A 26198-nucleotide genomic window follows, 5' to 3' on the forward strand; every position below is an offset into this window, starting at 1 on the left:
TCCTCACCACCCTCCTCACCGTCCTCACCCTCGGCGCCACCCTCCTCGGCACCAGCACCCAACTCATGACCCAAACCTCCCAACGAGCCGTCGAAGTAGCCGCGTCCCGGGCCGATCCCGCTGAGCTGTACGCGATCGCCTACACGGTGAAGATCGGGGCGACGAACGCGCGCTCGGTCGCGGCCGACACCCGCCGGGTGCTTTCGGACGCCACCCGACCGTTCCGCGCGACGACCGTCATGCGGGCGTCGTCGGTGATGCACCGGCTGCCGATGGCCAGCGACGACGACCGGGGCCTGCTCGCGGAGGCGTACCTCTCCGGGGTCGAGGATCTGTCGGCCCAGGTGTCGCTGGCGTCGGGCCGGTGGCCGTCGAGCGGCGAGACCGTCGTGTTCGAGAGCGTCGCCCGCCGTCTCGGCCTCGAGGTCGGCAGCCGGGTGCACCTCGGCGAGCAGATCGGCCGGGAAACGGCCCCGGCGGTGGATCTCACCGTGGTCGGGCTGGTCCGTCCGCGTCCGGACGACGCCTGGTCGCGCGATCCGCTCAGCGGCACCGGCTTCGACCCGAAACCGGCCGACGCGATCTACGCCCAGCAGGTGAACGCGTACGGACCGTTCCTGGTGCCGCTCGACGACCTGCTGAACAGCGGCTCCTCGCTCGACCGGCTCGAGGTCGACGCCCGTCCCGACCTGTCCGCGCCGACCGGCCGCGACCTCGACCGGCTGTCCGCTTCGCTGCTGGGCGCCGACCGCAAACTCGGTGGCACGCTCGGTGACCGCGTGGAGTTCGAGCGCGTCTCGTCGCCGATCCCGCAGACGATCATCGACGCCCGGCATCAGCAGGAGCTGATCGCGGGCTCGGTACTCGCGTTCGCGCTGATCGGTTTCGTGCTCACCGCGATCGCGCTGGCGCTGGCCGGGCGGCTCGCGACCGGCGTCCGGGCTTCGGAAGGCGAACTGCTGGCCGCTCTGGGCCTCAGCCCCGGACAGTTCGCAGTGGTCGCGGTCATGGAGGCGCTGCTGCTCACGGTGGTCGCGGTGGCGGTGGCGATTCCGGCGTCGGCCGCGCTGCACGCCGGGCTCACACATCTGCCACCGCTGGTCGACGCCGGGCTCGGGGCCCGCCCGTCGGTGACCGTGGTGCAGGTCGCGGCGGTCGTCGGTGGTGCGCTGGCGCTCGCGGTGCTGCACGTGGTGCTGGCCGTACGGCCGGCACCACGGGCGACCCGTACGCGCCGGGAACTGCTGGCCCGGTCCGGCGCGGACGTGCTGCTGTGCGCGCTGGCCGCGGTCGCCTGGTGGCAATTGAGCGCGCAGCCGGCGGCGGCCGGCACCCGCGCGGACGCCGTCCGCGTGCTCGCCCCCGCGTTGATCCTGGCCGCGAGCGTTGCGCTCGCGCTGCGAGTGCTTCCGCGTCTGCTGCGCCGGGCCGAGCGGCTGGCCGTATCGGCCCGCGGCCTGGTGATTCCGCTGGCCACGTTCCAGGCCTCACGTCGTCCGCAGGCGTTCGCGGCCGGTCTGCTGATCGGGCTCGGCTGCGCGGCGGCCACGTTCGGCACCGCGTTCGGCGCCACCTGGACCGCGTCCCAGCACGATCAGGCCGACCTGTCGGTCGGCACCGACCTCGCGGTCACACTGGCCGAGCCGCCGGTCGCCGGGCAGGGCGCGGTGGTACGGGCCGCCACCGGCGGAGAGGTCAGCCCGGTGACGGTACGGAACGTGGCCGTCGGTCAGTGGCTCGGCGGCAGCGGCGACCCGCCGCAGCTGATCGCGCTCGACACCCGGCGGGCGGCCGGTGTCCTTCGTGGCCGCACGGACGGTTCGTGGGTCGAGGCCGTCCGGGGCCTCCCTCCGAAGGCCCCGGTGTCCGGCCCGGCCCTCCCCCGGTCGGCTACGCCGACGATCACCGGCACGGCCTCCGACGGCCCGCTCGTCGTCACTCCCCAACTACTTCTCGAGGACGCGACCGGGCTGCGCACCACGTGCAACGGACCGGCCGTCCCGCTCGACGGGCGTCCCCATCCGGTGCCCGGCTGTGCGTCGGTGGACGGATTGCGGCTGGTCGCGGTCGTGCTGCCGGTCACCGGTGTCCCGTCGCGGGGGCCGGACGCGACCATCGACCTGACGATGACCCTGCCCGCCGGGTCGGCGTCCCCGGCGTCGTGGAAGGCCCGCGCGGCCTCACCCGAGGCGGCCCAGCTGACCTCGCCGACGGTCTCGGCGGACGCCGGTCGGCTGCGTTTCCGGGCGGGCGTGGGGTTCAGCGACCCGCACGATCTGAGCCGGGTCATGGTGGCGACGTCGTTCGCGAATCCCGGGCCGGTGCCGATCACGGTGTCGTCGGCGTTCGCGCGGGACGTGAAGGTCCGGCCGGGTTCGAAGCTGAACCTGTCGTTCGGCACCACGCCGCTGGCGGCGGTGGTCGTCCGGATCGTGCCGTCGATCCCGTCCGTGCCGGGAACCGCCGCGGCGCTGGCCGATGTGGACACGCTGTCGCGGGCACTGGCGTTCCACGGGGACCTCGACTCCCACGTGACCGCGTGGTGGGTGGGGCACCCGCGCTCGGACGCGACGGCCCGGGTGGATGCGCTGCGTCTCGGTGAAGTGACCACCCGGGCGAACGAGGTGTCGCGGCTGACCGGTGGGCCGCTGCGGGCTTCGCTGCCGGCGATGCTGCGGGTGCTCGTCGCCGCGGCGGTGGCGCTGCTGCTCGGCGGGGTGGTGCTGTACGTGGCTTACGACGTGCAGCTCCGGGCGTTGGAGGTGGCGCGGTTGCGGGGCCTCGGGATGTCTCGGCGGGACATCCGGGCCGCGCTGCTGGGTGAGCACGCCGCCGTGCTGTTGCCGCTGGTGGTGGCGGGCACGCTGATCGGGGCGGCCGCCACCTGGGCGGTCGCGCCGCTGCTGATCCGGTCGGACACCGGCGCCGCTCCGGTGCCGGCGGTCGTGACGCGGTGGCCCTGGGCGGCGGAGGCCGGATTGCTGGCGATCCTGGTGATCGGTGCCGGGCTCGCGGTCGCGGCCGTGGTCACCGTCCAGACCCGCCGGGCGGATGCGGCTCACCTCAGGGTGGCGTCGTGACTCCCCGGCAGTCGCCAGGCGGTGGCCGGAGCAGGCAGGCGATCGCCGAAGGCCGGCGGCCGAGTAACTGGGTGCCGGTGGTGCACTGGCCGAGCGTGCGGGGCCGGGCGCGGGCCGACCGGGGGCCGCTGGCGCTGGTCGCCGGCGTCGTCCTGATCGTCACGCTGCTGGCGGCCGCGGTGCCGCCGATGCTGCGGACGACGGCGGACGAGGCCGCCCGGGACGCGATCCGGCGCGCCGGACCCGACGCGACCGTCCAGGTCGACGCGCGCTGGCCCGACGACTACGGCCCGACCGGCGGGCGCGTGCGCGACGACGATCTCGCCGACGACGTCGACCTCATCCGGAAACAGGCCCTGCAGGCCCTCGACCCGAGTCTGCAGAAGGCGCTCGAACCGCCGGTCACGACCGTCACCGGCACCTCGCTGGTGGTCACCGACGGCAGCATCCAGCGCCGGTTCCAGCTCAACTACGTCCAGAACGTCAACGGCGGCCCCGCCGTCACGTGGGTCTCCGGCCGCGCGCCGGGTGGCACCGCGAAAGGCGACCCCGAGGTCTCGTACGACGCCCCTCCGTGGGAGGTGCAGGTCGGGCTGTCCGAGGCCGAGGCGGCCCAGCTGAAGCTCGGTCCGGGTGACCACGTCCCGGTCGAGGACGAGCAGCGCAACAAGTACAACGTGCTGGTCAGCGGCATCTTCCGGCCGGTCGACCGGGAGGACCCGGCCTGGCGGCTGGTCCCGTGGGTGCTGCAGCCGGTGCCCGGATTGGACGGTGCCGGCAGCACCCGGCTGGGCGGCCTGCTCACCGCCGAGTCCCTTCCCGACGCCCGGCTCGCGCTGTTGCCCGATCAGTCCCGGCGCACGGTCTGGTTCGCCGCCGACCCGGACGCGCTCACCTGGGAGTCCGCGCAACGGCTGGCGTCGACCGTGATCGCACTGAAGGCCTCGTCGGGCTCGTCCGCGCAGCGCGACCAGTCGCTGAAGTGGGACACCCGGCTCGACGGCGTGCTGCTCGACGTCCGGGCGCGGGTGAACGCCGCGTTCGCGCAGGCCTCGGTGCTGCTGATCGCGGTGCTAGCCGGGGCCGTGCTGGTACTGCTGCTGACCGCCGACCTGCTCGCGCGGCGCCGGTCGGTCGCGTTGATCGCCGCCCGGCAGCGAGGCGCCGGGCTGCCCACGTTCGCCACCGAACTGCTGATCGAGTCGGCCGCGGTGACGCTACCGGCCGCGGCGGTCGGGATCGGGCTGTCGTGGCTGATAGCGGGTGGGGCTGCGATCGGATGGTCGATGGTCGTCGTGCTGTGCGCGCTGGCGGCCGGGCCGGCGTTCGGGACCCTCACCGCGGCCAGGGCCACGCGTGACCGGCGGCAGCCCGCGAACCGGGCCGCCCGGCGCCGGGAAGAACGCACCACGCAGTTGCGCCGGGCCGCGATCGACCTGGCGGTGGTCGCGGCGGCGGTCGGCGCGCTGTTCGCTCTCCACCAGCGCGGGATCGTCGGCGGGTCCGGCGGCGGGCTGGGTGGCGCCGAAACCGCCGGCGGAACCACGCTCGACGGGGCCGCGGTCGCCGCCGCCAACACCCGCATCGGCGGGGGTGACACCGCGCTGCCGGCCAGCGCGCCGACGCTGGGAGTCCTGGCCGGAGCGCTCCTCCTGCTCCGGCTGATGCCGGCCGCTACCGGGCTGGCGTTGCGTCAGTTCCTGCGCTCGCGTCGCGCGCTGGCGGTGTTCGCCGCCGCCAGGGCCGCCGCCACCGCGACCCGCGCGCTCCCGCTGCTGGTGCTGATCTCCACCGTCTCGCTGGCCGCGTTCGCGGTCACGCTCGACACGACCGCCGCCCGGGGCACCGCCGACGGGGCCTGGCGCACGGTCGGCGCGGACGCGCGGCTGGACGTGTCCGGCGACGCGCTCGCGTCCACCCCGAGCCTCGCCCGGCAGATCGCCGCCGCGCCCGGCGTCACCCAGGTCGTCACCGGGCAGATCATCGACAGCGTCCGGGCCGTTGCCGATGGAGACGCGGGCACGCCGGCGCTCGCCGTCCTCGACGCGGCCGCGTTCCAGCGTCTGCTCGCGAACAACCCGCTGCCGGACGTCCCCGACCTGGCCCGGCTCCGGACGAAGGTCGACGGCAAGATCCCGGTGCTGGTGCGGTCGGACGACGGCAGCCTCCGGCCCGGGATGACGGTGCGGATCCTCCGCGACGGCACCCGCCCGATCGAGGTCGTGGCCATCGGCACCGCGCCGGAGATCAGCGGCTCGCCGGACGTGATCGTGGCGGATGCCCGCTCGGGCCTCGCCGACGTCGGCGTGCCGTTCGTCCCCGACACCGTCTGGGTCGATGGGCCCGGAGCGGCGCGGGCGATCGACGCGGTCGCCGCCGGCCGCGGGACCGAGGTCGTGCGCGCGGACGTCCTCCGCGATCGGCGGAACGCTCCGCTCAACGCGGGCCTGACCGCGCTGGACCGGATCGCGGCCGGAACGCTGCTGGCGCTGGGGCTGCTCGGCTTCGCGCTCAGCGCCGCCGCCAGCGCACCCGAACGCTGGGTGACGCTGGCGCGGCTGCGGACGCTCGGGCTGCGTCCGCGCGACACCTACCGGGTGGCCGCGGGCGAGCTGCTGCCCCCCGTGCTGGTCGCCGCCCTCGGCGGCCCCCTGCTGGGTCTGCTCCTGGTGAAGCTGACGTTCGGCGCCCTGGCCCTGCGCACCCTCACCGCGCAGGCGGCCGCTCCGGTGCCGGTGACGCCGTGGTGGCTGCCGGTGGTTGCCGCCGTGCTGCTGCTCGCCGCGTTGGTCGCGACGGTCGCCGCCGAAGCCGCCGCGAGGCGACGCCGCCGACTGGGAGAGGTCCTCCGAGTCGGCGGCTAGGTCCCGAGTCCGGCCGGCCGGACGGCCCAGACGCCTCACGCCGCGACCCGACCCGGCCCGTCCGGCCCGTCCGGCCAGGCCGGCTCCAGCGATCCGACCCCCGGCAACCCGGAAGCCGGCGCCCCAGCCCCAGCCCCAGCCCCAGCCCCGGGCCCGGGCCCCGGCGACACGACCCCAACGGCGCGGCCCAGCGACACAACCCGTCGGACCGGCCCAACGACACGACCCCAGCGATCCACTCCCGGCGGACCGGCCCAGCGGCACAGCCACGGCGGCCCACCCCAGCGACACGACCTCGGCGGCCCACCCCTGGCAGCCCACCCCAACGACCCAGGCCCCGCGGCCCATCCCCGGCGGCCCCGCCCCAACGACCCAGGCCCCGCGGCCCCGCACCCCGGCGGCCCACCCCAACGACCCAGCCCGCGGCCCCACCCCCACGCGGCCCGACCCCCCGGCGGCCCCACCCCCGGGCAGCCCCACCCCCCCCGGCGGCCCCACCCCCGGCGGCCCCGCCCCGGCGGCCCACCCTCGGGCAGCCCCACCCGGGCAGCCCGGTCCCGGCGGCCGGGGTCAGTGGCGGAGGGCTCGGCGGCGGCTCAGGCCCGGGTGGCCCAGGTCGGCCCGGGCGCCGGCCTCGACGCCGGCCTCGTGGCCCCGTCCACTGCTCAGCCGCCGGTTGCGGGCGGTGCCCAGCCGCGGGAACGCCTCCGCGAACTGGGCGTCGACCGTCGAGCGGCGGTCGGCCAGTACGAGCTCGGCCGAGCGGCCGGTCGCGCTCGTCGAGCCCGACTCGGTGGCCTCCTCCCGCGCGCGCTGCTCCGCCGCCTGCAGCCGACGCCAGACCGTCGCGCTGAAGCCGGCCAGCCAGGCGCGCCGGAACGCGGCCTTGTTCTCGCTCGGGGGCACCGGCGTCGCCACCATCCCCCGCACGGCCTGGAGCAGCAACGACGTGAACAGGATCTCGGAACGCTCGAGATCGGACCGGTACCCGAACAGCATCGCGGAGATCTCGCCGCCGGGGATCGTCCGGAGGATCGCGCGCAGGCCCAGCGCCCGCGCGATGCTCGTCAGCAGATCGCGTTTGTCGAGCGCGTAGGGCGGATCCAGCGTGATCCACCGGTCGGCGATCTCGTCCGCGGACGAGTCGCCGTCGGCGAGCATCGCCAGGTCGACGCCGTAGCGCGCCATCAGCTCGGCCGCCTTCGCGGTGAACGTCTCGGCCTCGGCCGGACTCGCGGCGGTGTCCTCGGCCTGGGCGAGCAGCTTGCGGATGGTCGCCAGCTTGGCGTCCGACGGAACGGTCATGGAGCCCACTGAAACAGCTCCGCCCACCCAAGTCGACACGCACCCGAGTCGCTGTGGACAACTCGGCCACCTAGGCTCGACGCATGCCGCGGGAGCTGCTCGTCATCGTGAACGAAGGTGCCGGAAGCACCGAACTCGCTGCCGTCGAGAAGGCGGTGGAGGTGCTGCGGCGGGTGGCCGACGTGGTCGTCGTGCGCACGGCCGACCTCGACGCGCTCGGCGCCGCGCTCCGCGTCCACCGGGAACGGACGACGGTACTGGCCGGCGGCGACGGGTCGCTGCACGCCGCGGTCCAGCTGATGTACGACGCCGACATGCTCGACGCCGGGCGCCCGTTCGGCCTGATCCCGCTCGGTACCGGCAACGACCTGGCCCGGACGCTCGGCATCCCGCTCGACCCGGTGGGCGCCGCCGAGACCGTGCTCGACGGGCGTCCGCGGGTGCTGGACATCGCGGTCGACGACAGCGGCGAGGTGCTGGTCAACGCCGCGCACGCGGGCGTCGGCGCCGAAGCCGGACGCCTGGCGACCGGCTGGAAGCCCGCGCTCGGCATCGCCGCGTACCCGCTGGGCGCGATGGTCGCCGGGTTCAGCAGCGAGGGCTGGCCGATGACGATCGAGATCGACGGCGCCGAGGTGCACGGCCCCACCACCCCGGTGCTGATGCTCGGCGTCGGCAACGGGCGCTCGATCGGTGGCGGCACCCCGCTGGCCCCGAACGCCGAGCCGGACGACGGACTGCTGGACGTGGTGGTGGCCGCGGTCGAGGGCGCCCGCAACCGATACGCCTACGGGCTGGCGATGCGGGACGGCGTCCATCTGCGCAGGGACGACGTGCAGGTGTACCGCGGACGTTCGGTGGTGATCTCGGCGGCCGACGGCGCCGAGCCGTTCCGGGTGAACACCGACGGAGAGGTGAGCGATCCGGTCCGGACGCGCACGTGGGAGGTCAAGCCCGGCGTCTGGTCGGTGCTGACCGCGGGCTCGGCCCGCGCGGTCTGGTGACCTCGCACCCGGGTTACGCTCCGTGCTGATGAACGGCGCCGAGCGACTGGTCGCGGAACCGGCCAAGGATCCGGGCACCGGTCGCACGCCGTTCCAGCGCGACCGGGCTCGCGTGCTGCACTCCGCGGCGTTCCGGCGGCTGGCCGCGAAGACCCAGGTGATCACCGCCGGGGAAGACGACTTCCTGCGGACCCGGCTGACCCACTCGCTCGAGGTGGCCCAGATCGCCCGCGAGATGGGTGTCGCTCTCGGCGCCGACCCGGACGTCGTCGACACCGCGGGGCTGGCCCACGACCTGGGGCACCCGCCGTTCGGACACAACGGCGAGGACGCGCTCCACGAGATCGCCGGCCCGGCCGGGGGGTTCGAGGGCAACGCGCAGACGCTGCGCGTCGTCAGCCGGCTGGAGGCCAAGGTCCCCGACGCGGGCCTGAACCTCACCCGGGCGACGCTCGACGCGGTGACGAAGTACCCGTGGGTACGCACGCCGGGCACCAGGAAATTCGGCGTGTACACCGATGACCTGCCGGTATTCCGCTGGTACCGCGAGCAGGCCCCCGACGGAAGGAAATGCCTCGAAGCCCAGATCATGGACTGGGCCGACGACGTCGCGTACTCGGTACACGACCTCGAGGACGGTGTGCACGCCCGGCACGTACGGCTCGAGCTCCTCGCCGATCCGGACGAACGACTGGCGCTCTGCGCTGACGTCGCCCAGGCCTACTCGCCGGAGAGCGCGACCGATCTCGAGAGCGTCCTCGACGAACTCCTGACCGAGCCGATCGTCGGAGGGCTGGCCTCCTACGACGGCAGCCACCCGGCCCAGGCCCGGCTCAAGCAGGTCACGAGCGCCCTGGTCGGACGCCTGTCGGCGGTCGCCGTGCGGGCGACGCGGGAGGTCGCCGGGCCGGAGCCCCTCGAGGGATACGCCGCCGACCTCGTCGTGCCCCGCCGGGCCCGCGCCGAGTGCGCGCTGCTCAAGGGGCTGGCGCTGCGGTACGTGATGAACCGGCCGGGCGCCGCGGCCCGCTACGAGTGGCAGCGCGCGATCCTGACCGACCTCGTCGAGGCCCTGCTGCAGCGCGCCCCGGACGCCCTCGACCCGGTGTTCGCGCCGCTGTGGAAGGCCGCCGCCGACGACGCGGCGCGGCTGCGCGTGGTCATCGACCAGGTCGCGAGCTTGACCGACCCGGCCGCGGTGGCCTGGCACGATCGCCTGACCCGAAGGGATCCGCAATGAAGTACACCCGCCTGGGCACCACCGGGCTCGAGGTCTCCCGCGTCTGCCTGGGCTGCATGACCTACGGCGACCCGAAGCGCGGCAACCACGAGTGGACCCTGGCCGAGGACGAGAGCCGCCCGTTCATCAAGCGGGCGATCGAACACGGCATCAACTTTTTCGACACCGCGAACGTGTATTCGCTCGGCAGCAGCGAGGAGATCGTCGGCAAGGCGCTCCGCGACTACGCCGGGCGCGACGAGATCGTGCTGGCGACGAAGGTCCACGGGCGGATGCACGACGGCCCGAACGGCGCCGGGCTCTCGCGCAAAGCGATCATGGCCCAGATCGACGCGAGCCTCACCCGGCTGGGCACCGACTACGTCGACCTGTACCAGATCCACCGGTTCGACCCGCACACGCCGATCGAGGAGACCGCCGAGGCGCTGCACGACGTCGTCAAGGCCGGTAAGGCGCGCTACCTCGGGGCGAGCTCGATGTGGGCGTGGCAGTTCGCCAAGTACCTGCACGTCCAGGAGCGGAACGGCTGGACGCGGTTCGTCAGCATGCAGAACCACTACAACCTGCTCAACCGCGAGGAGGAGCGGGAGATGAACCCGTTCTGCGCCGACGCCGGCGTCGGGCTGATCCCGTGGTCGCCGCTGGCCCGCGGCAAGCTCACCCGCGACCCCGACGTCACGACGAACCGCAGTGAGACCGACGCGTTCGGCAGCAAGCTCTACGACCTCGCCGACGAGGCCGATCGTGCCGTCGTCCAGGCGGTGGCCCGGGTCGCCGAGCAGCGCGGTGTCCCCCGCGCCCAGATCGCGCTCGCGTGGCTGCTGTCGAAGCCCGGCGTGACCGCGCCGATCATCGGCGCGAGCAAGCTGTCGCACCTGGACGACGCGGTCGCCGGCTCCGACCTGGAGCTGACCGGGGCCGAGATCGGGATGCTGGAAGAACCGTACGTCCCGCACGCCGCCGCGGGATTCTGAGAGACGACTTCCGCCCCCTGGAGCTTCCTGATGCTGCCCGCGGCACGTTCCGTCTTCTCCGTCGACGCCGAGGTCGTGGACCCGGGCGCGGGCCTCCCGGCACTTCTCGAAGCGGTGGTGGACGCTCGTGAGCTCGCCGAATACCCGATCGTGACCCGCATCGACGGGCGCCTGGCCTACCTGCCGGGCGTCCGCGACCTGACCGGGGACGGCATCACCCGGCTGCTGGCCGACCCGGCGTCGGCCAAGGTCGATCCGGCCAAGACGCTGCTGGTGCTGGAGGAGCCGCACGCCCTGCTCGCGGCTCCGGCGATCCCCGGCTGGACCGGCCCGATCCTCACGCTGGGCGCCCGGGTGCGCCGGCCCGCGGTGGTCACGACCGGGGACGGCGGCGAGAGCCTGGCGATCCGCACGATCGCCCACCTGACCCTGTCGGCCGACCCGCTGACCGTCGACGACCGCACCGCCACCGCGTTCCTGCACGCGGTGGCGGCGCGACTGGCTCAACGGCTGTCGGAGCCGCCCTCCTGAGACACGGTCGCCCGTGCCGCTTCGAGGCGGGCGACCGGCACCCGGAACGGCGAGCAGCTCACGTAGTCCAGCCCGACCTCGTTGAAGAAGTGCACCGAGTCCGGGTCTCCGCCGTGCTCACCGCACACCCCGACCTTCAGGTCCGGACGCGTGGCCCGCCCCTTCTCGGTGCCGATCCGCACGAGCTCGCCGACGCCGTCGACGTCGATCGTCTCGAACGGCGACACCCCGAAGATCCCGACCTCGAGGTAGGTGGAGAAGAACGCCGCCTCGACGTCGTCGCGGGAGAAGCCCCACGTCGTCTGGGTGAGGTCGTTGGTACCGAACGAGAAGAACTGGGCCGCCTCGGCGATCTGGTCGGCGGTGAGCGCCGCCCTGGGCAGCTCGATCATCGTCCCGATCAGGATCGACAGCTCCTCGCCGGTCTGCTCGGCGACCTCGGCCAGCACCTTCTTCGCGTCGGCCTGGATGATCTCCAGCTCCTGGACCGACCCCACCAGCGGGATCATGATCTCCGGCTTCGGATCCTTGCCCAGCTTCAGCAGCTGGGCCGCGGCCTCGGCGATCGCCCGCACCTGCAGGTCGAACAGCCCCGGGACGACCAGCCCCAGCCGAACGCCCCGCAGGCCCAGCATCGGGTTCGCCTCGTGCAGCCGGTGCACGGCCTGCATCAGCCGCAGGTCGTTCTCGTTCTTCTCACCGCGCGACTCCGCCAGCGCCACCCGTACCGACAGCTCGGTGATGTTCGGCAGGAACTCGTGCAGCGGCGGGTCGAGCAGCCGGATCGTCGTCGGCAGCCCGTCCATCGCGGTGAGCAGTTGCAGGAAGTCCCAGCGCTGCAGCGGTAGCAACGCCTCCAGCGCCTGGTCGCGCTGCTCGTCGTCCTCGGCCAGGATCAGCCGCTCGACGTGCTGACGCCGCTCCCCCAGGAACATGTGCTCGGTGCGGCACAGCCCGATGCCTTCGGCCCCGAACCGCCGGGCCCGCTCGGCGTCCTCGGCCGTGTCGGCGTTGGCCCGGACGCCCATCCGGCGGGTGCTGTCGGCGTGCGTCATGATCCGGTGCACGGCCTGCACCAGGTCGTCCTGCTCTTCGACGACACCTTCGAAGTACGACACGACCGGCGAGTCCACGACCGGGACCTCACCGAGGTAGACCCGCCCGGTCGTCCCGTCGACCGAGATCACGTCGCCCTCGTGCACCTCGGTGCCGTCGGGCGCGGTGAGGTAGCGCCGCTTCGTGTTGACCTGCAGCTCCTCGGCGCCGCAGACGCAGGTCTTGCCCATGCCGCGGGCCACCACGGCCGCGTGCGACGTCTTGCCGCCGCGGCTGGTCAGGATGCCCTGGGCCGCGATCATCCCGTTCAGGTCGTCGGGGTTGGTCTCCCGGCGCACCAGGATGACCTTCTCTCCCGACCGCGACCACTTCACCGCGGTGTACGAGTCGAACACGGCCTTGCCGACCGCCGCACCCGGCGACGCCGACATGCCACGGCCCAGCTGATGGACCTTCGCCGTGGTGTCGAACTGCGGGAACATCAGCTGGACGAGCTGCTCGCCGGTGACCCGCTGCACGGCCTCGTCGAGGTCGATGACGCCCTCGTCGACGAGCTGGGACGCGATCCGGAACGCGGCCGCGGCGGTGCGCTTGCCGACCCGGGTCTGCAGCATCCAGAGCTGGCCGGCCTCGACCGTGAACTCGATGTCGCAGAGGTCTTTGTAGTGCCCCTCGAGCGTGGCCATGATCTCCATGAGCCGGTCGTACGAGGTCTTGTCGAGTTTTTCGAGGTCCTGCAGCGGCACCGTGTTCCGGATGCCGGCCACCACGTCCTCGCCCTGGGCGTTCTGCAGGTAGTCGCCGTAGACGCCCTGCTCGCCGGTGCCGGGGTCACGGGTGAACGCCACGCCGGTGCCCGAGTCCATGCCCAGGTTGCCGAACACCATCGCGACCACGCTGACCGCGGTGCCGAGGTCGCCGGGGATCCGCTCCTGCCGCCGGTAGAGCACGGCCCGGTCGGAGTTCCACGAGTTGAACACCGCGTTGATCGCCGCGGTCAGCTGCTCCCGCGGGTCCTGCGGGAAGTCGGCGCCGGTGTGCTCCCGCACGATGCCCTTGTAGGCGTCGACGACCTTCCGGAGGTCGTCCGCGTCCAGATCGAGGTCGTTGTCGGTGTCTTTGGCGCGCTTCACTTCGTCCAGAGCGTCTTCGAAGGCCTCACCTTCGATGTGCTGGACGGTCTTGCCGAACATCTGGATCAGCCGGCGGTAGGAGTCCCACGCGAAGCGTTCGTTGTCGGCCTGGCGGGCCAGGCCCTCGACCGACCGGTCGTTCAGCCCGACGTTGAGGACCGTCTCCATCATGCCGGGCATGGAGAACTTCGCCCCGGACCGGACGCTGACCAGCAGCGGGTCGTCGGGGTCTCCGAGGCGCTTGCCGCGGGCGCTCTCGAGCGCGTCCAGGTGGGTCGTGACCTCGTCGTCGAGGCTGCTCGGGGTGGAGCCGGTCTCCAGGAAGACCGTGCAGGCCTCGGTGGTGATCGTGAACCCGGGCGGAACCGGCAGGCCGAGGTTCGTCATCTCGGCGAGGTTCGCGCCCTTGCCGCCGAGGAGATCCTTGAGATCCTTGTTCCCCTCGGCGAAGTCGTACACGTACTTCGTTTCAGGCACGAGTCGTCTCCTCTTCACCGGCGACGGAATGGCCGAAGGTTATGAGGCCGTACCAGGAATCGTGCCCCTCTGTGAGTGAACGCACGCCATTACGTCGGACTGATCCGATTCAGGTCGCCCCCTCGGTTCCGTCTGGCGGGACGCCGCTACGCTGCGCCCGTGGGTACGGCGCAGCCCCTTCGGTCGAGCGACCCGCAGCGGCTGGGGCGCTACCTCCTCACCGGCCGGCTCGGCTCTGGCGGGATGGGAATCGTCTACGCCGGGGTGTCCGAGGCCGACGGGCGGCCGGTCGCGGTGAAGGTGATCCATCCGCACCTGGCCGAGGTCGCCGACTTCCGGACCCGCTTCCGGTCCGAGGCCGCTCTGGCGGCCCGGGTGGCCCGCTTCAGCACGGCTGCTGTTCTCGATGTGGACGTCGAGGGAGAGCAGCCGTTCCTGGTCACGGAGTTCGTCGAGGGCCCGACGCTGCAGCAGGACGTCGACGACGGCTCGCCGCTCAGCGGTGGGGCGCTCGATCAGGTGGCGATCGGGATCGTGACCGCGCTGAGCGCGATCCACGAGGCCGGCATCATCCATCGGGATCTGAAGCCGAGCAACGTGATCCTCTCGCGGTTCGGCCCGCGGGTGATCGACTTCGGCATCGCCCGGGCCGCGGACGTGGTCAGTGGCCTGACCACCGGCGCGATCGGGTCGCCGCCGTACATGGCGCCGGAGCAGTTCCGGGGCGAGACCGTGACGCCGGCGACCGACGTGTACGCCTGGGGCGCGGTCGTGTGCTTCGCCGGCACGGGCCGGCCGCCGTTCGGAGTCGGGGCGCCCGAGGTGATGCTGTTCCGGACGCTGGAGGTCGAGCCCGACCTCTCGGGCCTGGAGCCGACGCTGCGGGCGCTGACCGCGGCGGCGTTACGCAAGGATCCGGGTTCGCGTCCGAGCACCCGGGAGCTCTTGAACGCGCTGACCCTGGGCCGCCCGGACGCCCTCCCCGCCCCGCCCCCACGAGGAGCCGGCGCGGGTCCACTCGGCGAACGCGCGCTCGGTCCGGGCGCGCGAGGCGGTAGCCCTCCCCGCGGAGCCGGCGCGACGACCGTCCAGATCGACGGTCCCGGCCCGCACCCCGCGGCCGTCCCGCCCGTCCGGACTACGCCGCCCGCGCCGCCCGTGGGCATCCCGGCCGCCGCCGACCCCGCCGGAGCCGCCCCCACTCCTGGGGCCACCCCGCCCGGGGCCACACCGCCCGGTGGGCCGCCCGCAGGCCCCCCGCACGCCGAGGACCCCCACGCCGAGGCCGGGTCCCCGGACGCGCGGGGCGCGTCGTCCGACGGTGTGGTTGCCGTGGGCTCGCCCTCGGCGTCGGCCGGGGCCACCCCACCCGGGGAGTCGCTCTCGGGAGCCACGCCCGTGAGTCCTGGGCCGGCCGGGGCCGCGACAGGATCTTCCGCGATGGGGGCGCCCGGGTCCGGTACGGCGGTGATGCCTGCGGCGGTGAGCTCTCGGACGTCCGGCAAAAGGCGGTTGGCGATACGGACCGGTGTGGCCGCCCTCGCGCTGGCCGTAGCGGCGGGGGCCGCAGTGGTCTGGAACGGGTGGCCCGGCCCGACCGACCGGACGGCCGATCCGGTGCCGTCACCGCTGCCGGACCTCACGGTCCGGCAGGTCGCGGCCGACGACGACGCAAAGGGACCTGCGCCTGCCGTCGCCGGAGCCCGGCGCGGAGGCACCGCGGACGTGTACGCGGCGGCCCGGTACTGGGAGCTGGACCCGATCCAGAACCACTTCGGCGACGGCATGATGGCCAGTTCCCGCCTGCTGGCCCGCACCCTCACCACGTACCGCGAGGACGGCGTCAACCCGCCGACGCTGGTCGGCGACCTCGCGACCGACACCGGACGCAGCACCGACGGCGGACGGACGTGGGAGTTCACGATCCGGGAGGGTGTGAAGTTCGCCGACGGCACTCCGGTCACCGCCGCGGACGTCGCCCGCGGCATCGCGCGCTCGTTCTCGCCGCGGGCGACCGGGTCCACCTATCTCCAGCGGTGGCTCACCGGCCGGACCGACTACCGCAGCGTCTACGCGGGCCCGAGTTCGGAGGCGCCCTACCCGAACGGCGTCGAGGTGCCCGACGCGCGCACGCTGCGGCTGAGCTTCGGCGCACCGCACCCGGACCTGGCCGCGATGGCCACGCTCCCGGTCACCGCGGCGGTACCGGCCGGTTGGGCGCCGACCGCCGGGGACCCGGTCCCGGTCACCGGTCCGTACCGCGTCGACGACGTCGGATCGAGCCTGACGCTGGTCCGCAACCCGCAGTGGGACGCGAACACCGACCCGGTCCGTACCGACTACCCCGACCGGTACGTCGTGCACTTCGGCGTGAACCGGTTGGCGGCGACCGAGCTGATGATGGGCACCAGCCGGCCGCGCGGCATCCAGATGAGCACCGTCGACGCGAGCCTGACGTCCGAGGTCTACCGCCTCGGACTGTCGGGCCGCCTGGTCGACGGCTACGGCCCCGGCCACCGCGACCTGTGCTTCAACACGCAGCGGGTCAGCGACCGCCGCCGTCGCCAGGCACTCAGCCTGGCCTTCAACCGGGATTCGGCGCTCGCCGCGCTCGGCGGCAACTACGTCGGCGAGCCGACGAACAGCCTGCTGTCGCCGCGGATCCCGGGGTACCAGGAAGGCCCGTCGCGCACCCAACGGTCGGGCAACCCGGGCGCGGCGATGGCGGCGCTCGACGGTGCACAGGTGACGCTCACCCTCGCGTACAAGACCGGCATCGAGGGGGAACGGTTCGCGGCCGCGGTGCAGGCCGCGTTCGCGCGGGCCAGGGTGACGATCGTTGCGCGCCCGGTGGAGATCGACGACTACCTCGCGGCGGTCGGCCGGCGCGACAATCCCTACGACCTCTACCTGTGCGAGTGGAACCCGGATTATCTGGACGGCAACGCGATGCTGCCGTACCTCTACTCGAGTCGCGGGATCCGGGATTCAGCGAGCACGAACGTCAGCTATCTGAACCTGCCGTCGATCGACGCCGCCCTCGACCGGATCGGCCGCATGCCGGATCGCGCGAAGGCAGCGCTGGCGTACCGGGCGATGGCGGGTCAGATCGAGCAGTACACCCCGGCGATTCCGTTCTTCGACCAGCGGCGGCTCGCGCTGTACGGCGAGGACGTGCACGAGCTGTTCGTGAGCTCACTCTGGGCGGTGCCGGACCTGTCGAGGGTCTGGGTCTCGTAGGTGCGCGGGCTCGCGCGGCGGAGCGATACGGTTGGAGAGTGACGACCGTGTACAAAATTCTCCGCGCCGACGAGTGGGCGGCCGCGCAGGCCACCGAGCGCTACCAGGGCTCGCCCGACGACCTGCGTGACGGCTTCGTCCACCTCTCGACCGCTACCCAGCTCCCCGGAACCCTCGACCGGTTCTTCGGAGGCGAGACGGGGCTGCTGGTGCTGGCGGTCGACGCCGAGCGACTGGGCGACGATCTCCGCTGGGAACTCGGCGGAGACGGCGAGTCCTTCCCGCACTTCTACGGCCCCCTGCCCATGGACGCCGTCACCGAGGTCACCCCGGTCCGCTCCGACAGCTAGTGCCGCTCGGCGGGGACGCGTACGCCGAACACCTCCGGCCCGGGCGCCATCAGCGGGAAGACATGAAGTCGGAGCTGGGCTCGGCTGACGGCTAGCCGCCCGAGACGTCCAGTTCGGCGTCGGTGGGTGCCGTCATCGCGTCGGGGTCGTCGAGCCAGCCGTCCGGCAGCACCACGCGCCGGGCCCCGGTCGTGCGCCCCCGCGGTTCGCCGATCTCCGTCGTCGGGAACGGCGCCGACGGGTCGAGCCGGGCGAGCAGGTCGTCGAGTTCGGCCAGCGTGCTGACCATCGCGAGCTCCCGCCGCAGCGCCGACCCGGCCGGGTACCCCTTCAGGTACCAGGCCACGTGCTTCCGGAAATCCGGCAGCCCCCAGGCCTCGCCCTTCCACTCGGCCAGCAGCTCCGCGTGCCTGCGCATGGTGACCGCCACCTCGCCCAGCCGGGGCCGCACCCGCTCCGGACGCCCGGCGAACGCCGCCGCCAGGTCGGCGAAGAGCCACGGCCGCCCGAGGCACCCACGGCCGACGACCACGCCGGCGCATCCGGTCTCGCGAACCATCCGGACGGCGTCGTCGGCCTCCCAGATGTCGCCGTTGCCCAGCACCGGCACGGACAGCGAAGAAGCCAGCTCCGCGATCGGCTCCCAGTTCGCGCGCCCGCCGTAGAACTGCACCGCGGTACGTCCGTGCAGCGCCACCGCTGCCACCCCGGCGTCCTCGGCGGCGCGCCCGGCGTCCCGGAAAGTGATGTGGTCGTCGTCGATCCCGATCCGCAGCTTCACGGTGACCGGCACGGACGTCCCGGCCGTGGCCCGCACCGCCCGGGACACGATCGCCGCGAACAGGCGACGGCGGAACGGCAGCGCCGAGCCGCCCCCGCGACGGGTCACCTTCGGCACCGGGCACCCGAAGTTCAGGTCGATGTGATCGGCGAGATCCTCCTGCACGACCATCTCGACCGCGCGCCCGACGACGTCCGGATCGACCCCGTACAGCTGGATCGACCGCGGCTGCTCGCCCTCGCCGAACGTGATCAGCTTCATCGTCTTCTCGTTGCGCTCGACCAGCGCCCGCGTCGTGATCATCTCGCTGACGAACAGCCCGCCGCCGTGCTCCCGGCACAGCCGCCGGAATGCCACGTTCGTGATTCCCGCCATCGGTGCCAGCACCACCGGCGGGTCGACGGTGTGCGGACCGACCGTGAGCGGGCGAGCGACGGCAAGTGCGGAAGTCACGTACTCCACCTTCTCACGCCCCCAGGGGGTGGCCGCTCCGGTGGCCGGCCGGCCCGGCGAGCGTCAGTGGATCGCGACGTCCGACGCGCGCAACGCGGCGCCGGCGCGGCCGGCACGGGCGGCGATCACTTCGGCGACGATGCTCACCGCCGTCTCGGCGGGCGACTTCGCACCGAGGTCCAGCCCGACCGGTCCGTGGATCCGGTTGATGGCCTCCGGCGGCACCCCGGCCGCCAGCAACCGTTCCCGCCGCGCCGCCTGCGTCCGCCTCGACCCCAGCGCGCCCAGGAATCCGCGGCCGTGCGCGAGGCCGGCCCGCAGCAACTCGTCCATCGCCGGGTCGTGATCCAGCAGCACCAGCACGTCGGCCGGGCCGAACGCCTCCACCGCCGCGACCGCGTCCGGCACCGACACGATGTCTTGCGCCGTCCACCCCAGCAGCCCCGCCTGCGCCGCCAGCGCCGCCGCCAGCACCCCGCCGCCGATCGTCACCACGGTGGGAACCGGCGCCCAGGCGTCCACCAGAACGTCGTCGACCACCGAACGGGCGGAAACCCCGGCCGAGAGCAACCGGGCCGCCTCCGCCCCGGCAGAACCCGCGTCGGTGTCCTGCGGCGAGACAGATACCGACTCGCCCGACGTCAACGACGTCGCCAGCGCCACCGGCTGCCCCGACGCGAGAGCGTCCCAGACGGCGCGGTCGGAGACCGGGTGCACCAGGATCCGCGCGGACCCCGCGCAGGCCAGCCCCGCCGCCACCGCGTCCGACTCCCCGACCGGCGCCGACACCACCGACGCCGACCCCGACAGCGCCGCCGGTACGGCCGACGCCACCACCGGATCCGCCACCCCGCGCAGCAACGAACCGACCCGCGACCCGTCGTCGGAGACGGCGAGCACCTCACCCGCGGGCACCGCGCCGAACCCGTGCACGTCGACCACCCGGGCCACCGCGACCCGGTGCCCCGCGCCCAGCCACTCCGCTACCGTCCGCCCGATCTCGCGCATGCGTCCATCCTTCCCCGAGTAGCGTCCGAGGGCACCCGACGGACAGGATCCACGACGCGCCGAGTGGCGGCACCGGTCGGCGGCGACGATCGGGTCGCACCCCCGATCGGCACCCTCCTGGTCGCGGCGGCGACCCCGGGCCTGGTCGCCGCCGCTATCCGGGTGCTAGGTCAGCAGCCGAGAAGGCGCGTCGCCAGGTAGCCCTCGACCGCGTCGAGACCGACCCGCTCCTGCGACCGCGAATCCCGCTCGCGGATCGTCACGGCCTGGTCGTCGAGCGTCTCGAAGTCGACCGTGATGCAGTACGGCGTCCCGATCTCGTCCTGACGGCGGTACCGGCGCCCGATCGCGCCCGCGTCGTCGAAGTCGACGTTCCAATTGCGACGCAGCAACGCCGCCAGGTCACGCGCTTTCGGCGACAGGTCGGCGTTGCGCGAGAGCGGCAGCACCGCGGCCTTCACCGGCGCGAGCCGCGGATCGAACCGCATCACGGTGCGCTTCTCCAGCACGCCCTTGGCGTTCGGCGCCTCGTCTTCGGTGTACGCGTCGAGCATGAACGTCAGCAGCGCGCGGTCGACACCCGCGGCCGGCTCGATGACGAACGGCGTCCAGCGCTCGCCCTTCTCCTGGTCGAAGTAGGAGAGGTCGGTACCGGAAGCCTTCGCGTGCGCGCCGAGGTCGAAGTCGGTGCGGTTCGCGATGCCCTCGAGCTCACCCCACTCGGTGCCGGCGAAGTCGAACTTGTACTCGATGTCGACGGTCCGCTTGGCGTAGTGGGCCAGCTTCTCGGTGGCGTGCTCGTACAGGCGCAGCCGCTCCTTGGAGATGCCGAGGTCGAGGTACCAGGCCAGCCGGGTGTCGATCCAGTACTGGTGCCACTCCTCGTCGGTGCCGGGCTCGACGAAGAACTCCATCTCCATCTGCTCGAACTCGCGCGTGCGGAAGATGAAGTTTCCCGGCGTGATCTCGTTCCGGAAGCTCTTGCCCTGCTGGGCGATGCCGAACGGCGGCTTCTTCCGCGACGTCTGCTGGACGTTGAGGAAGTTGATGAAGATGCCCTGCGCGGTCTCCGGGCGCAGGTACGCGAGCCCGGTCTCGTCCTCGACCGGGCCGAGGTACGTCTTCAGCAGCCCGGAGAACTGGCGCGGCGCGGTGAACGCGCCCTTCGTGCCGCAGTTCGGGCAGTTGACGTCAGCCAAACCGTGAGCAGGCAAAGCGCCGTGCTTGGCCTCGTACGCCTCTTCGAGGTGGTCGGCGCGGAATCGCTTGTGGCAGCTCTGACACTCGGTGAGCGGATCGGTGAACGTCTCGACGTGGCCGGAGGCCTTCCAGACCTCGGGCGCGAGGATCACGCTCGAGTCGAGGCCGACGATGTCGTCACGGCCGGTGACCATCGACTTCCACCACTGGCGCTTGACGTTGGTCTTCAGTTCGACGCCGAGCGGACCGTAGTCCCACGAGGCGCGGAGCCCTCCGTAGATCTCGCTCGACGGGAACACGAAGCCCCGTCGCTTGCTCAAGTTGACGATGACGTCCATGCGGTCGGCGGGCACCGGGATCTCTCCATCCGGACTGGCGGTTCGGCGGGTTATGCCGAGCCAGGCTACCCCGGTTGCCGGAGCAGCCCGCCACCCCATTCGGGCCCGTACGCGTCAGGCCGGACAAATCCTCGCGGCGTTGGCGTCGTCGAAATTCACCGGGAACGACTCCGGGCCCGGCGCACCGCCCCGCCGGGCCACCTGGGCGGTGATGACCCAGTCGCTGTCCTGGTCAACCTGGATGTCGTCACCGACCTGGAAGCTGGTCACCTGCCCGGTGGCCTGTTCGTCGCGGGTGAAGTCGTCGAGCGTGCGCTGCTGCCGCTCGGAGAGGCAGAGCCGGCCGTAAGCCTGCTGGTACCGGCCGTCGCGCAGGTCACCGAGGTACCCGTCGACCGCGGCCACCGCGTCCGACTGAAGCGTGTTGTAGCCGTACCAGAACAGACCACCGACACCGAAGACGCTGCCGCCGCAGCACAGCAGCAGCGTCGCGCCGAGGACCAGCGAGACGATCAGCACGGTGCGCGTCGGCCGCGGGGCCGGAGGCGCGAACGCCGGGCGCGCGCCCATCCCCGGCGGCGGGGGCGGCGGAGGCGGGAGCGCACGGAGGGCCCGTTCGCGCTTCTGCTCCCGTTCACTCAGTGCGACCGGAGGTGGGCCCACCGGCGGACCGGCCGGAGGCATCCCGTACGCCGGGCCCGACGATCCGTAGGCAGGACCCGACGGTTGCTGGCCGTAGCCGCCGCTAGAGGGTGGCACCCAGGTCATGACCGATTACTCCGCACACCCTCAGCCTGCCTCACCAGCGCCAGAAGAGCTATCGCGCAGTGCTCGGGCGGTCACCGACGCGGGTGGTGTCGGCGTCGGCGGCGCGGTCGGTGCGGCCCTGGGTCTCGACCGCGCCGTCCCAGGCACCGAGCACCTCGAACGCGCTCGGCTCGTCGCTCGACTCGGCCAGCAGCGTGCTGGCGTGCACCTTCACGTCGAAGTCCGAAAGCGCGCGCCGGAAGCTGCCGACCGAATCCCACTCGGTGGTGAGCGCCCAGGCGGTGGGGGCGTCCGCGGAGCGTCCGACCCGCCCGCGCACGAAGCCGGGCCGCACCGCGAACGCGCCGAGCGCCGCTCTGGCCCGCTCGAGGAACCCGTCGCCGTCCGCTTCCGCCACGTCGAACCGACTGATGACGAGCAAGGCTCCTCCTCTGCCACGATGGGGCCTCCCACGCTACTCAGGAGGGACTTCGTGTCCGAGACCCAGCGCCCCGTCGGACCACGATCGGCCGCCCTGCTGGCCTACCTTCTCCGGGTGCCGCGGTTCGCTCTGGTACTGGCCGTCATCGTGCTCTTCCTCGCCGGTGCCTTCCTCCCCGGGGTGGCCGGTGCCGTCCTGGTGCTGGTGATCGCCGCGCTGGTCGGGTGGCTCGCCTGGCTGGCCTGGGGCTCTGCGAGCCCCGGCACCCGCGCCGTGCGGGTGGTCGCGGTCGTGGTGCTGCTCACGTTCGCGACGGCCAAGATCTTTTGATCGACGCCGAGCACGGCCCTACCGTGGGCGGGATGCCCGTCCGTGACGGAGAGTCACACCACTCCATGTATATGCGAAGTTGACAATCAATCTCATCGCTAATGAGAATCGTTGTCATGTTCCCCCGCCCCCTCCGCGCGGTCGTCGCCGCGCTCCTCGTGGCCGTCGTCGCCGGCTGTTCCGCCCTCACCGACGACAAGCCGGACGGCAAGCTGGGCGTCGTCGCCGCGTTCTATCCGTTGCAGTTCGTCTCGCAGCAGGTCGGCGGGGACCGGGTCGCGGTGACGAACCTCGTCCAGCCCGGCGTCGAGCCGCACGACCTCGAGCTGAGCCCGCGGCAGGTCGCCGAGGTCACCGACGCCGACGCGGTCGTCTACCTCCGCGACTTCCAGCCCGCGGTGGACGACGCCGTGGACGAGGGGGCGGCGAAGAAGTCGCTCGACGTCGCCACCGTCGCCCCGCTCCGCGACGGGTACGTGCCGCTGGAGGAAGGCGAACTGCACCGGGACGAGAAGGGCAAGGATCCGCACGTCTGGCTCGACCCGACCCGGCTGGCCGGTATCGCCGACGCGGTCGCCGCGCGGTTCGGCAAGCTCGACCCCGCGCACGCGGCGGAATACACGGCCAATGCCAAGGCCTTGGACACGAAGCTGGCCACGCTCGACGCCGAGTACAAGAGCGGTCTGGCGAACTGCGAACAGAAAACGATAGTCGTGAGCCACAACGCGTTCGGTTACCTCTCTGCGAGGTACGGTCTGACCCAGGTACCGATCACCGGGCTCACCCCGGAAGCGGAGCCGTCCGCAGCCCGCCTGGCCGAGACCGCGGCGTACGCGAAAAAGAACGGGGTCACTGTGATCTTCTTCGAGACGCTGGTCAGTCCGAAGATCGCGCAGGCGCTGGCGCGGGAGGTCGGGGCGAAGGCCGAGGTTCTCGACCCGATCGAAGGCATCCAAAAGGGCAGCTCGGCGGATTACTTCTCGGTGATGCGGTCGAACCTGACGACGCTGCGGGGCGCGTTGTCGTGTCGGTGAGCGAAACGCGCAGGGCCGAACCGGCCACGGCGGTGGCCCCGGCCGTGCCGGTGGCGGCGGTCGATGCGGTGACCGTGGTGCTCGGCGAGCGTCCGGTGCTGCGGAACGTCTCCGTGTCGGTGAACCCCGGTGAAGTCGTGGCGCTGCTCGGCGCGAACGGCTCGGGCAAGTCGACGCTGATCCGCACGCTGCTCGGCCTGGTACCGGCGGGCACCGGCGAGATCCGGTTGTTCGGGACGCCGCTGGGCCACTTCGCCGATTGGCGTCGCGTCGGGTACGTGCCGCAACGGTCGGGGGCGGCGACCGGCGTGCCGGCCACCGTCCGCGAAGTGGTCACCAGCGGGCGCCTCGCGCGCCGCGGCTTCCTCCACCGGCCGTCGGCGGCCGATCGCGCGGCCGTGAGCGACGCCCTGGAGACCGTGGGCCTGGCCGACCGCGCCCGCGATCGCGTCTCGACGCTCTCCGGCGGCCAGCAGCAGCGGGTACTCATCGCCCGCGCGCTGGCCGGTGAGCCCGACCTGCTCGTCCTGGACGAACCGAACGCCGGTGTCGACGCGGCGAACCAGCGCGCGTTCGCCGAGACGGTGGAGCGCCTGGTTTCGCGGGGCACGACGCTGCTCATCGTGTTGCACGAGGTCGGTCCGCTAGCCGATCTGCTGACCCGCACGGTCGTGCTCGACCACGGGCGGATCGTCCACGACGGCGCCCCGTGGGCCGGTGGGCACGTCGGTGGCTACTACATCGACACCGACCGGCACCACGTACACGGCAACCCGCCGGAGGCCGGCCTGACGCACTCCCCGGGGCCGATCCGGTGAGCATCCTGCACTACGACTTCATGATCCGCGCGCTGATCGCCGCGGTGCTGGTCGGCCTCACCGCGCCGGCCGTCGGCATCTACCTGGTGCAGCGCCGGATGTCGCTGGTCGGAGACGGCATCGGGCACATCGCGCTGACCGGCGTCGCGCTCGGGTTCCTCACCGGGACGTCGCCGGTGATCGCGGCGGTGATCGTCGCCGCGATCGGTGCGGTCGCGGTCGAGCTGATCCGGTCGCGCGGCGGGGCGTCCGGTGACGTCGCGCTCGCGATGCTGTTCTACGGCGGTATCGCCGGTGGCGTGCTGCTGATCAGCCTGGCCGCGGGCAGCAGCAACGTGAACCTGCTCGGGTACCTGTTCGGGTCGCTGCTGACGACCGCGCCGTCCGACCTGCTGGTGATGGGGGTCCTGGGCGCGCTCGTGCTGGCGTTCACGATCGGGCTGCGTCCGTGGCTGTTCGCGATCTGCCACGACGAGGAATTCGCACGGGTCTCGGGAGTGCCGGTGCGCGTGCTGAACATCGCGCTCGCGGTGTCGGCCGCGGTGACCGTGACCGTCGCCATGCGGGTCGTCGGCGTACTGCTGGTGAGCGCACTGATGGTGGTCCCGGTCGCGACCGCGCAGCAGGTCGCGCGCGGGTTCGTCGCGACGATGGCGGGCGCGATGGCGCTGAGCGTGACGATCGCGCTGACCGGCGCGGTGGGTTCGTTCTACCTGGACGTTCCGTCCGGCGCCTCAATCGTCGTCCTGGCCGTGCTGGTGTTCCTCGTGGTGACGGCCCTGGCCGCGCTGGGCCGCCGGCTGGCCCGCCGGTCGGCGATCGCCCGTCAGCCGTCGCCGGCATGACCGAGTCGCCGGTGGAGGCGGTGGGCCGGCTCGAGCCGGTCGGAGACTACGCGCCCGCGGCGGAGCTGCTGCGGGCCCTGGCGTCTCCGCTGCGGATCGCGATCGTGATGCGGCTCGCCACCGGTGCCCAATGCGTCCACGAGCTGGTGGACGCCCTCGGCGTGCCCCAGCCGCTCGTCTCCCAGCACCTGCGCGTGCTCCGCGGCGCCGGTGTCGTCGAGTCCCACCGCCGCGGCCGCGAGGTCGCGTACTCGCTCACGGATGCGCACGTCGCCCACGTGGTGCGGGACGCGGTGGCGCACGCCGCCCATGCTCCCGGAAACCTGAGAGAATGACGGCGCGGGCCACCGGGAGGAAATGAACATGCAGGCGAGTGTCGGCCGTACCACGCGTCAGCGGACGGCGGTCATGGCGCTGCTCTCCGAGGTCGAGGAGTTCCGCAGTGCGCAGGAGCTGCACGAGCTGCTCCGCCGTCGTGGTGAGTCCGTCGGCCTGACGACCGTGTACCGCACGCTACAGGCGCTCGCCGACGCCGAAGAGATCGACGTCATGCGCCCGCCCGGCGGTGAGCACCTCTACCGGCGCTGCTCCAGCGGTCACCACCACCACCTGGTGTGCCGGGTCTGCGGCCGGACCGTCGAGGTCGCGGGGCCGACGGTCGAGAGCTGGGCGAACAAGATCGCCGACGAGCACGGTTTCGCGGACGTCTCCCACACGCTGGAGATCTTCGGCACCTGCGCCGAGTGCGCCGCAGCCGGCTGACCCACACCGGCGCCCCGCCGTAGCGAGGCGGCTCGCCGTAGCGGGGTGGCCCGCCGTAGCGGGGTGGCCCGCCGTCGCAGGGCGGCCCGCCGCAACAGGGTGACCCGCCGCCGCCGACCTACCGGCCCACCGCCGCGTACCCGACCGCGGGCGCGCACCCGACCGCGGGCGCGCACCGGACCGCGT

21 protein-coding genes are annotated in these 26198 nt (G+C 72.9%); 14 read left to right on the top strand and 7 right to left on the bottom strand.

Annotation, left to right across the window (positions count from 1 at the left end; genetic code table 11):
- Both ACIBZJ_RS13650 and ACIBZJ_RS13655 read left to right on the top strand, forming a co-directional pair.
- Positions 1–3080, top strand: a 3080-nt coding sequence (locus ACIBZJ_RS13650) for an FtsX-like permease family protein (RefSeq protein ID WP_395929137.1), incomplete at its 5' end; no start/stop codon positions are given.
- Positions 3077–5944, top strand: a complete 2868-nt coding sequence (locus tag ACIBZJ_RS13655; protein WP_395929139.1) for an FtsX-like permease family protein — start codon at positions 3077–3079, stop codon at positions 5942–5944. The genes ACIBZJ_RS13650 and ACIBZJ_RS13655, both read left to right, overlap by 4 nt.
- A 570-nt stretch (positions 5945–6514) precedes the next feature.
- Here the strand turns inward: ACIBZJ_RS13655 and ACIBZJ_RS13660 are convergent.
- Complete coding sequence (locus ACIBZJ_RS13660; RefSeq protein ID WP_395929141.1) at positions 6515–7249, bottom strand: DUF2786 domain-containing protein; 735 nt, start codon at positions 7247–7249, stop codon at positions 6515–6517.
- 83 nt (positions 7250–7332) lie between these two features.
- On the opposite strand from ACIBZJ_RS13660, the gene ACIBZJ_RS13665 reads away from it, so the two are divergent.
- Genes ACIBZJ_RS13665 through ACIBZJ_RS13680 form a run of 4 tightly spaced genes read left to right on the top strand, consistent with a single transcriptional unit; the run spans position 7333 to position 10998 of the window.
- Positions 7333–8253, top strand: coding sequence for a diacylglycerol/lipid kinase family protein (locus ACIBZJ_RS13665; RefSeq protein ID WP_395929143.1), 921 nt, complete (start codon positions 7333–7335; stop codon positions 8251–8253).
- Positions 8254–8281: 28 nt separating this feature from the next.
- A complete protein-coding gene (locus ACIBZJ_RS13670) occupies positions 8282–9493 on the top strand; it encodes a deoxyguanosinetriphosphate triphosphohydrolase (RefSeq protein ID WP_395929145.1) in 1212 nt (403 codons plus the stop codon).
- Complete coding sequence (locus tag ACIBZJ_RS13675; RefSeq protein ID WP_395929147.1) at positions 9490–10467, top strand: aldo/keto reductase; 978 nt, start codon at positions 9490–9492, stop codon at positions 10465–10467. The genes ACIBZJ_RS13670 and ACIBZJ_RS13675 overlap by 4 nt, the downstream gene beginning before the upstream one ends.
- Before the next feature lie 30 nt (positions 10468–10497).
- The gene (locus tag ACIBZJ_RS13680) at positions 10498–10998 is read left to right on the top strand and encodes a hypothetical protein (RefSeq protein ID WP_395929149.1); all 501 of its coding nucleotides are present in this window, start codon (positions 10498–10500) and stop codon (positions 10996–10998) included.
- Here the strand turns inward: ACIBZJ_RS13680 and ppdK are convergent.
- Entirely contained in the window at positions 10971–13664 is a 2694-nt protein-coding gene (gene ppdK, locus ACIBZJ_RS13685; protein WP_395929151.1) for a pyruvate, phosphate dikinase, read from the bottom strand. The genes ACIBZJ_RS13680 and ppdK overlap by 28 nt on opposite strands.
- 159 nt (positions 13665–13823) lie before the next feature.
- Between ppdK and ACIBZJ_RS13690 the strand changes: the two genes are divergently transcribed.
- Together ACIBZJ_RS13690 and ACIBZJ_RS13695 are read left to right on the top strand one after the other, a co-directional pair.
- Positions 13824–16904, top strand: coding sequence for an ABC transporter substrate-binding protein (locus ACIBZJ_RS13690; protein WP_395929154.1), 3081 nt, complete (start codon positions 13824–13826; stop codon positions 16902–16904).
- 38 nt (positions 16905–16942) lie between these two features.
- Positions 16943–17254, top strand: a complete 312-nt coding sequence (locus tag ACIBZJ_RS13695; RefSeq protein ID WP_395929156.1) for a DUF952 domain-containing protein — start codon at positions 16943–16945, stop codon at positions 17252–17254.
- Between the two features lie 91 nt (positions 17255–17345).
- Here the strand turns inward: ACIBZJ_RS13695 and dusB are convergent, their stop codons facing one another.
- The 5 genes from dusB to ACIBZJ_RS13720 form a co-directional block, all read right to left on the bottom strand.
- Entirely contained in the window at positions 17346–18488 is a 1143-nt protein-coding gene (dusB, locus tag ACIBZJ_RS13700; protein WP_395929158.1) for a tRNA dihydrouridine synthase DusB, read from the bottom strand.
- Between the two features lie 63 nt (positions 18489–18551).
- On the bottom strand, positions 18552–19496 hold the full coding sequence (locus tag ACIBZJ_RS13705; RefSeq protein WP_395929160.1) for an XdhC family protein: 945 nt from the start codon (positions 19494–19496) through the stop codon (positions 18552–18554).
- Between the two features lie 170 nt (positions 19497–19666).
- Positions 19667–21034: a glycine--tRNA ligase gene (locus tag ACIBZJ_RS13710; protein WP_395930206.1), complete on the bottom strand. Its 1368-nt coding sequence runs from the start codon at positions 21032–21034 to the stop codon at positions 19667–19669.
- Between the two features lie 114 nt (positions 21035–21148).
- Positions 21149–21802: a hypothetical protein gene (locus ACIBZJ_RS13715; protein WP_395929162.1), complete on the bottom strand. Its 654-nt coding sequence runs from the start codon at positions 21800–21802 to the stop codon at positions 21149–21151.
- A 49-nt stretch (positions 21803–21851) separates the two neighbouring features.
- Positions 21852–22223: an antibiotic biosynthesis monooxygenase family protein gene (locus ACIBZJ_RS13720; protein ID WP_395929164.1), complete on the bottom strand. Its 372-nt coding sequence runs from the start codon at positions 22221–22223 to the stop codon at positions 21852–21854.
- A gap of 51 nt (positions 22224–22274) precedes the next feature.
- Between ACIBZJ_RS13720 and ACIBZJ_RS13725 the strand changes: the two genes are divergently transcribed.
- From ACIBZJ_RS13725 to ACIBZJ_RS13750, 6 genes are all read left to right on the top strand, one after another.
- Positions 22275–22553: a DUF6703 family protein gene (locus ACIBZJ_RS13725; protein WP_395929166.1), complete on the top strand. Its 279-nt coding sequence runs from the start codon at positions 22275–22277 to the stop codon at positions 22551–22553.
- A 116-nt stretch (positions 22554–22669) separates the two neighbouring features.
- Positions 22670–23587 carry a metal ABC transporter substrate-binding protein gene (locus ACIBZJ_RS13730; protein WP_395929168.1) on the top strand — a complete coding sequence of 306 codons (918 nt, stop codon included), beginning with the start codon at positions 22670–22672 and terminating at the stop codon, positions 23585–23587.
- Complete coding sequence (locus ACIBZJ_RS13735) at positions 23584–24405, top strand: metal ABC transporter ATP-binding protein (protein ID WP_395929170.1); 822 nt, start codon at positions 23584–23586, stop codon at positions 24403–24405. Before ACIBZJ_RS13730 ends, ACIBZJ_RS13735 begins: the two co-directional genes overlap by 4 nt.
- On the top strand, positions 24402–25250 hold the full coding sequence (locus ACIBZJ_RS13740; RefSeq protein WP_395929172.1) for a metal ABC transporter permease: 849 nt from the start codon (positions 24402–24404) through the stop codon (positions 25248–25250). Before ACIBZJ_RS13735 ends, ACIBZJ_RS13740 begins: the two co-directional genes overlap by 4 nt.
- Positions 25247–25585 (top strand): ArsR/SmtB family transcription factor, encoded by a 339-nt coding sequence (locus ACIBZJ_RS13745; protein ID WP_395929174.1) that lies wholly within the window; start codon positions 25247–25249, stop codon positions 25583–25585. The genes ACIBZJ_RS13740 and ACIBZJ_RS13745 overlap by 4 nt, the downstream gene beginning before the upstream one ends.
- 28 nt (positions 25586–25613) lie before the next feature.
- The gene (locus ACIBZJ_RS13750) at positions 25614–26012 is read left to right on the top strand and encodes a Fur family transcriptional regulator (RefSeq protein WP_395929176.1); all 399 of its coding nucleotides are present in this window, start codon (positions 25614–25616) and stop codon (positions 26010–26012) included.
- Positions 26013–26198 lie beyond the last annotated feature (186 nt).

It is taken from the genome of Cryptosporangium sp. NPDC051539, from assembly GCF_044454545.1.
GTDB lineage: Bacteria > Actinomycetota > Actinomycetes > Mycobacteriales > Cryptosporangiaceae > Cryptosporangium.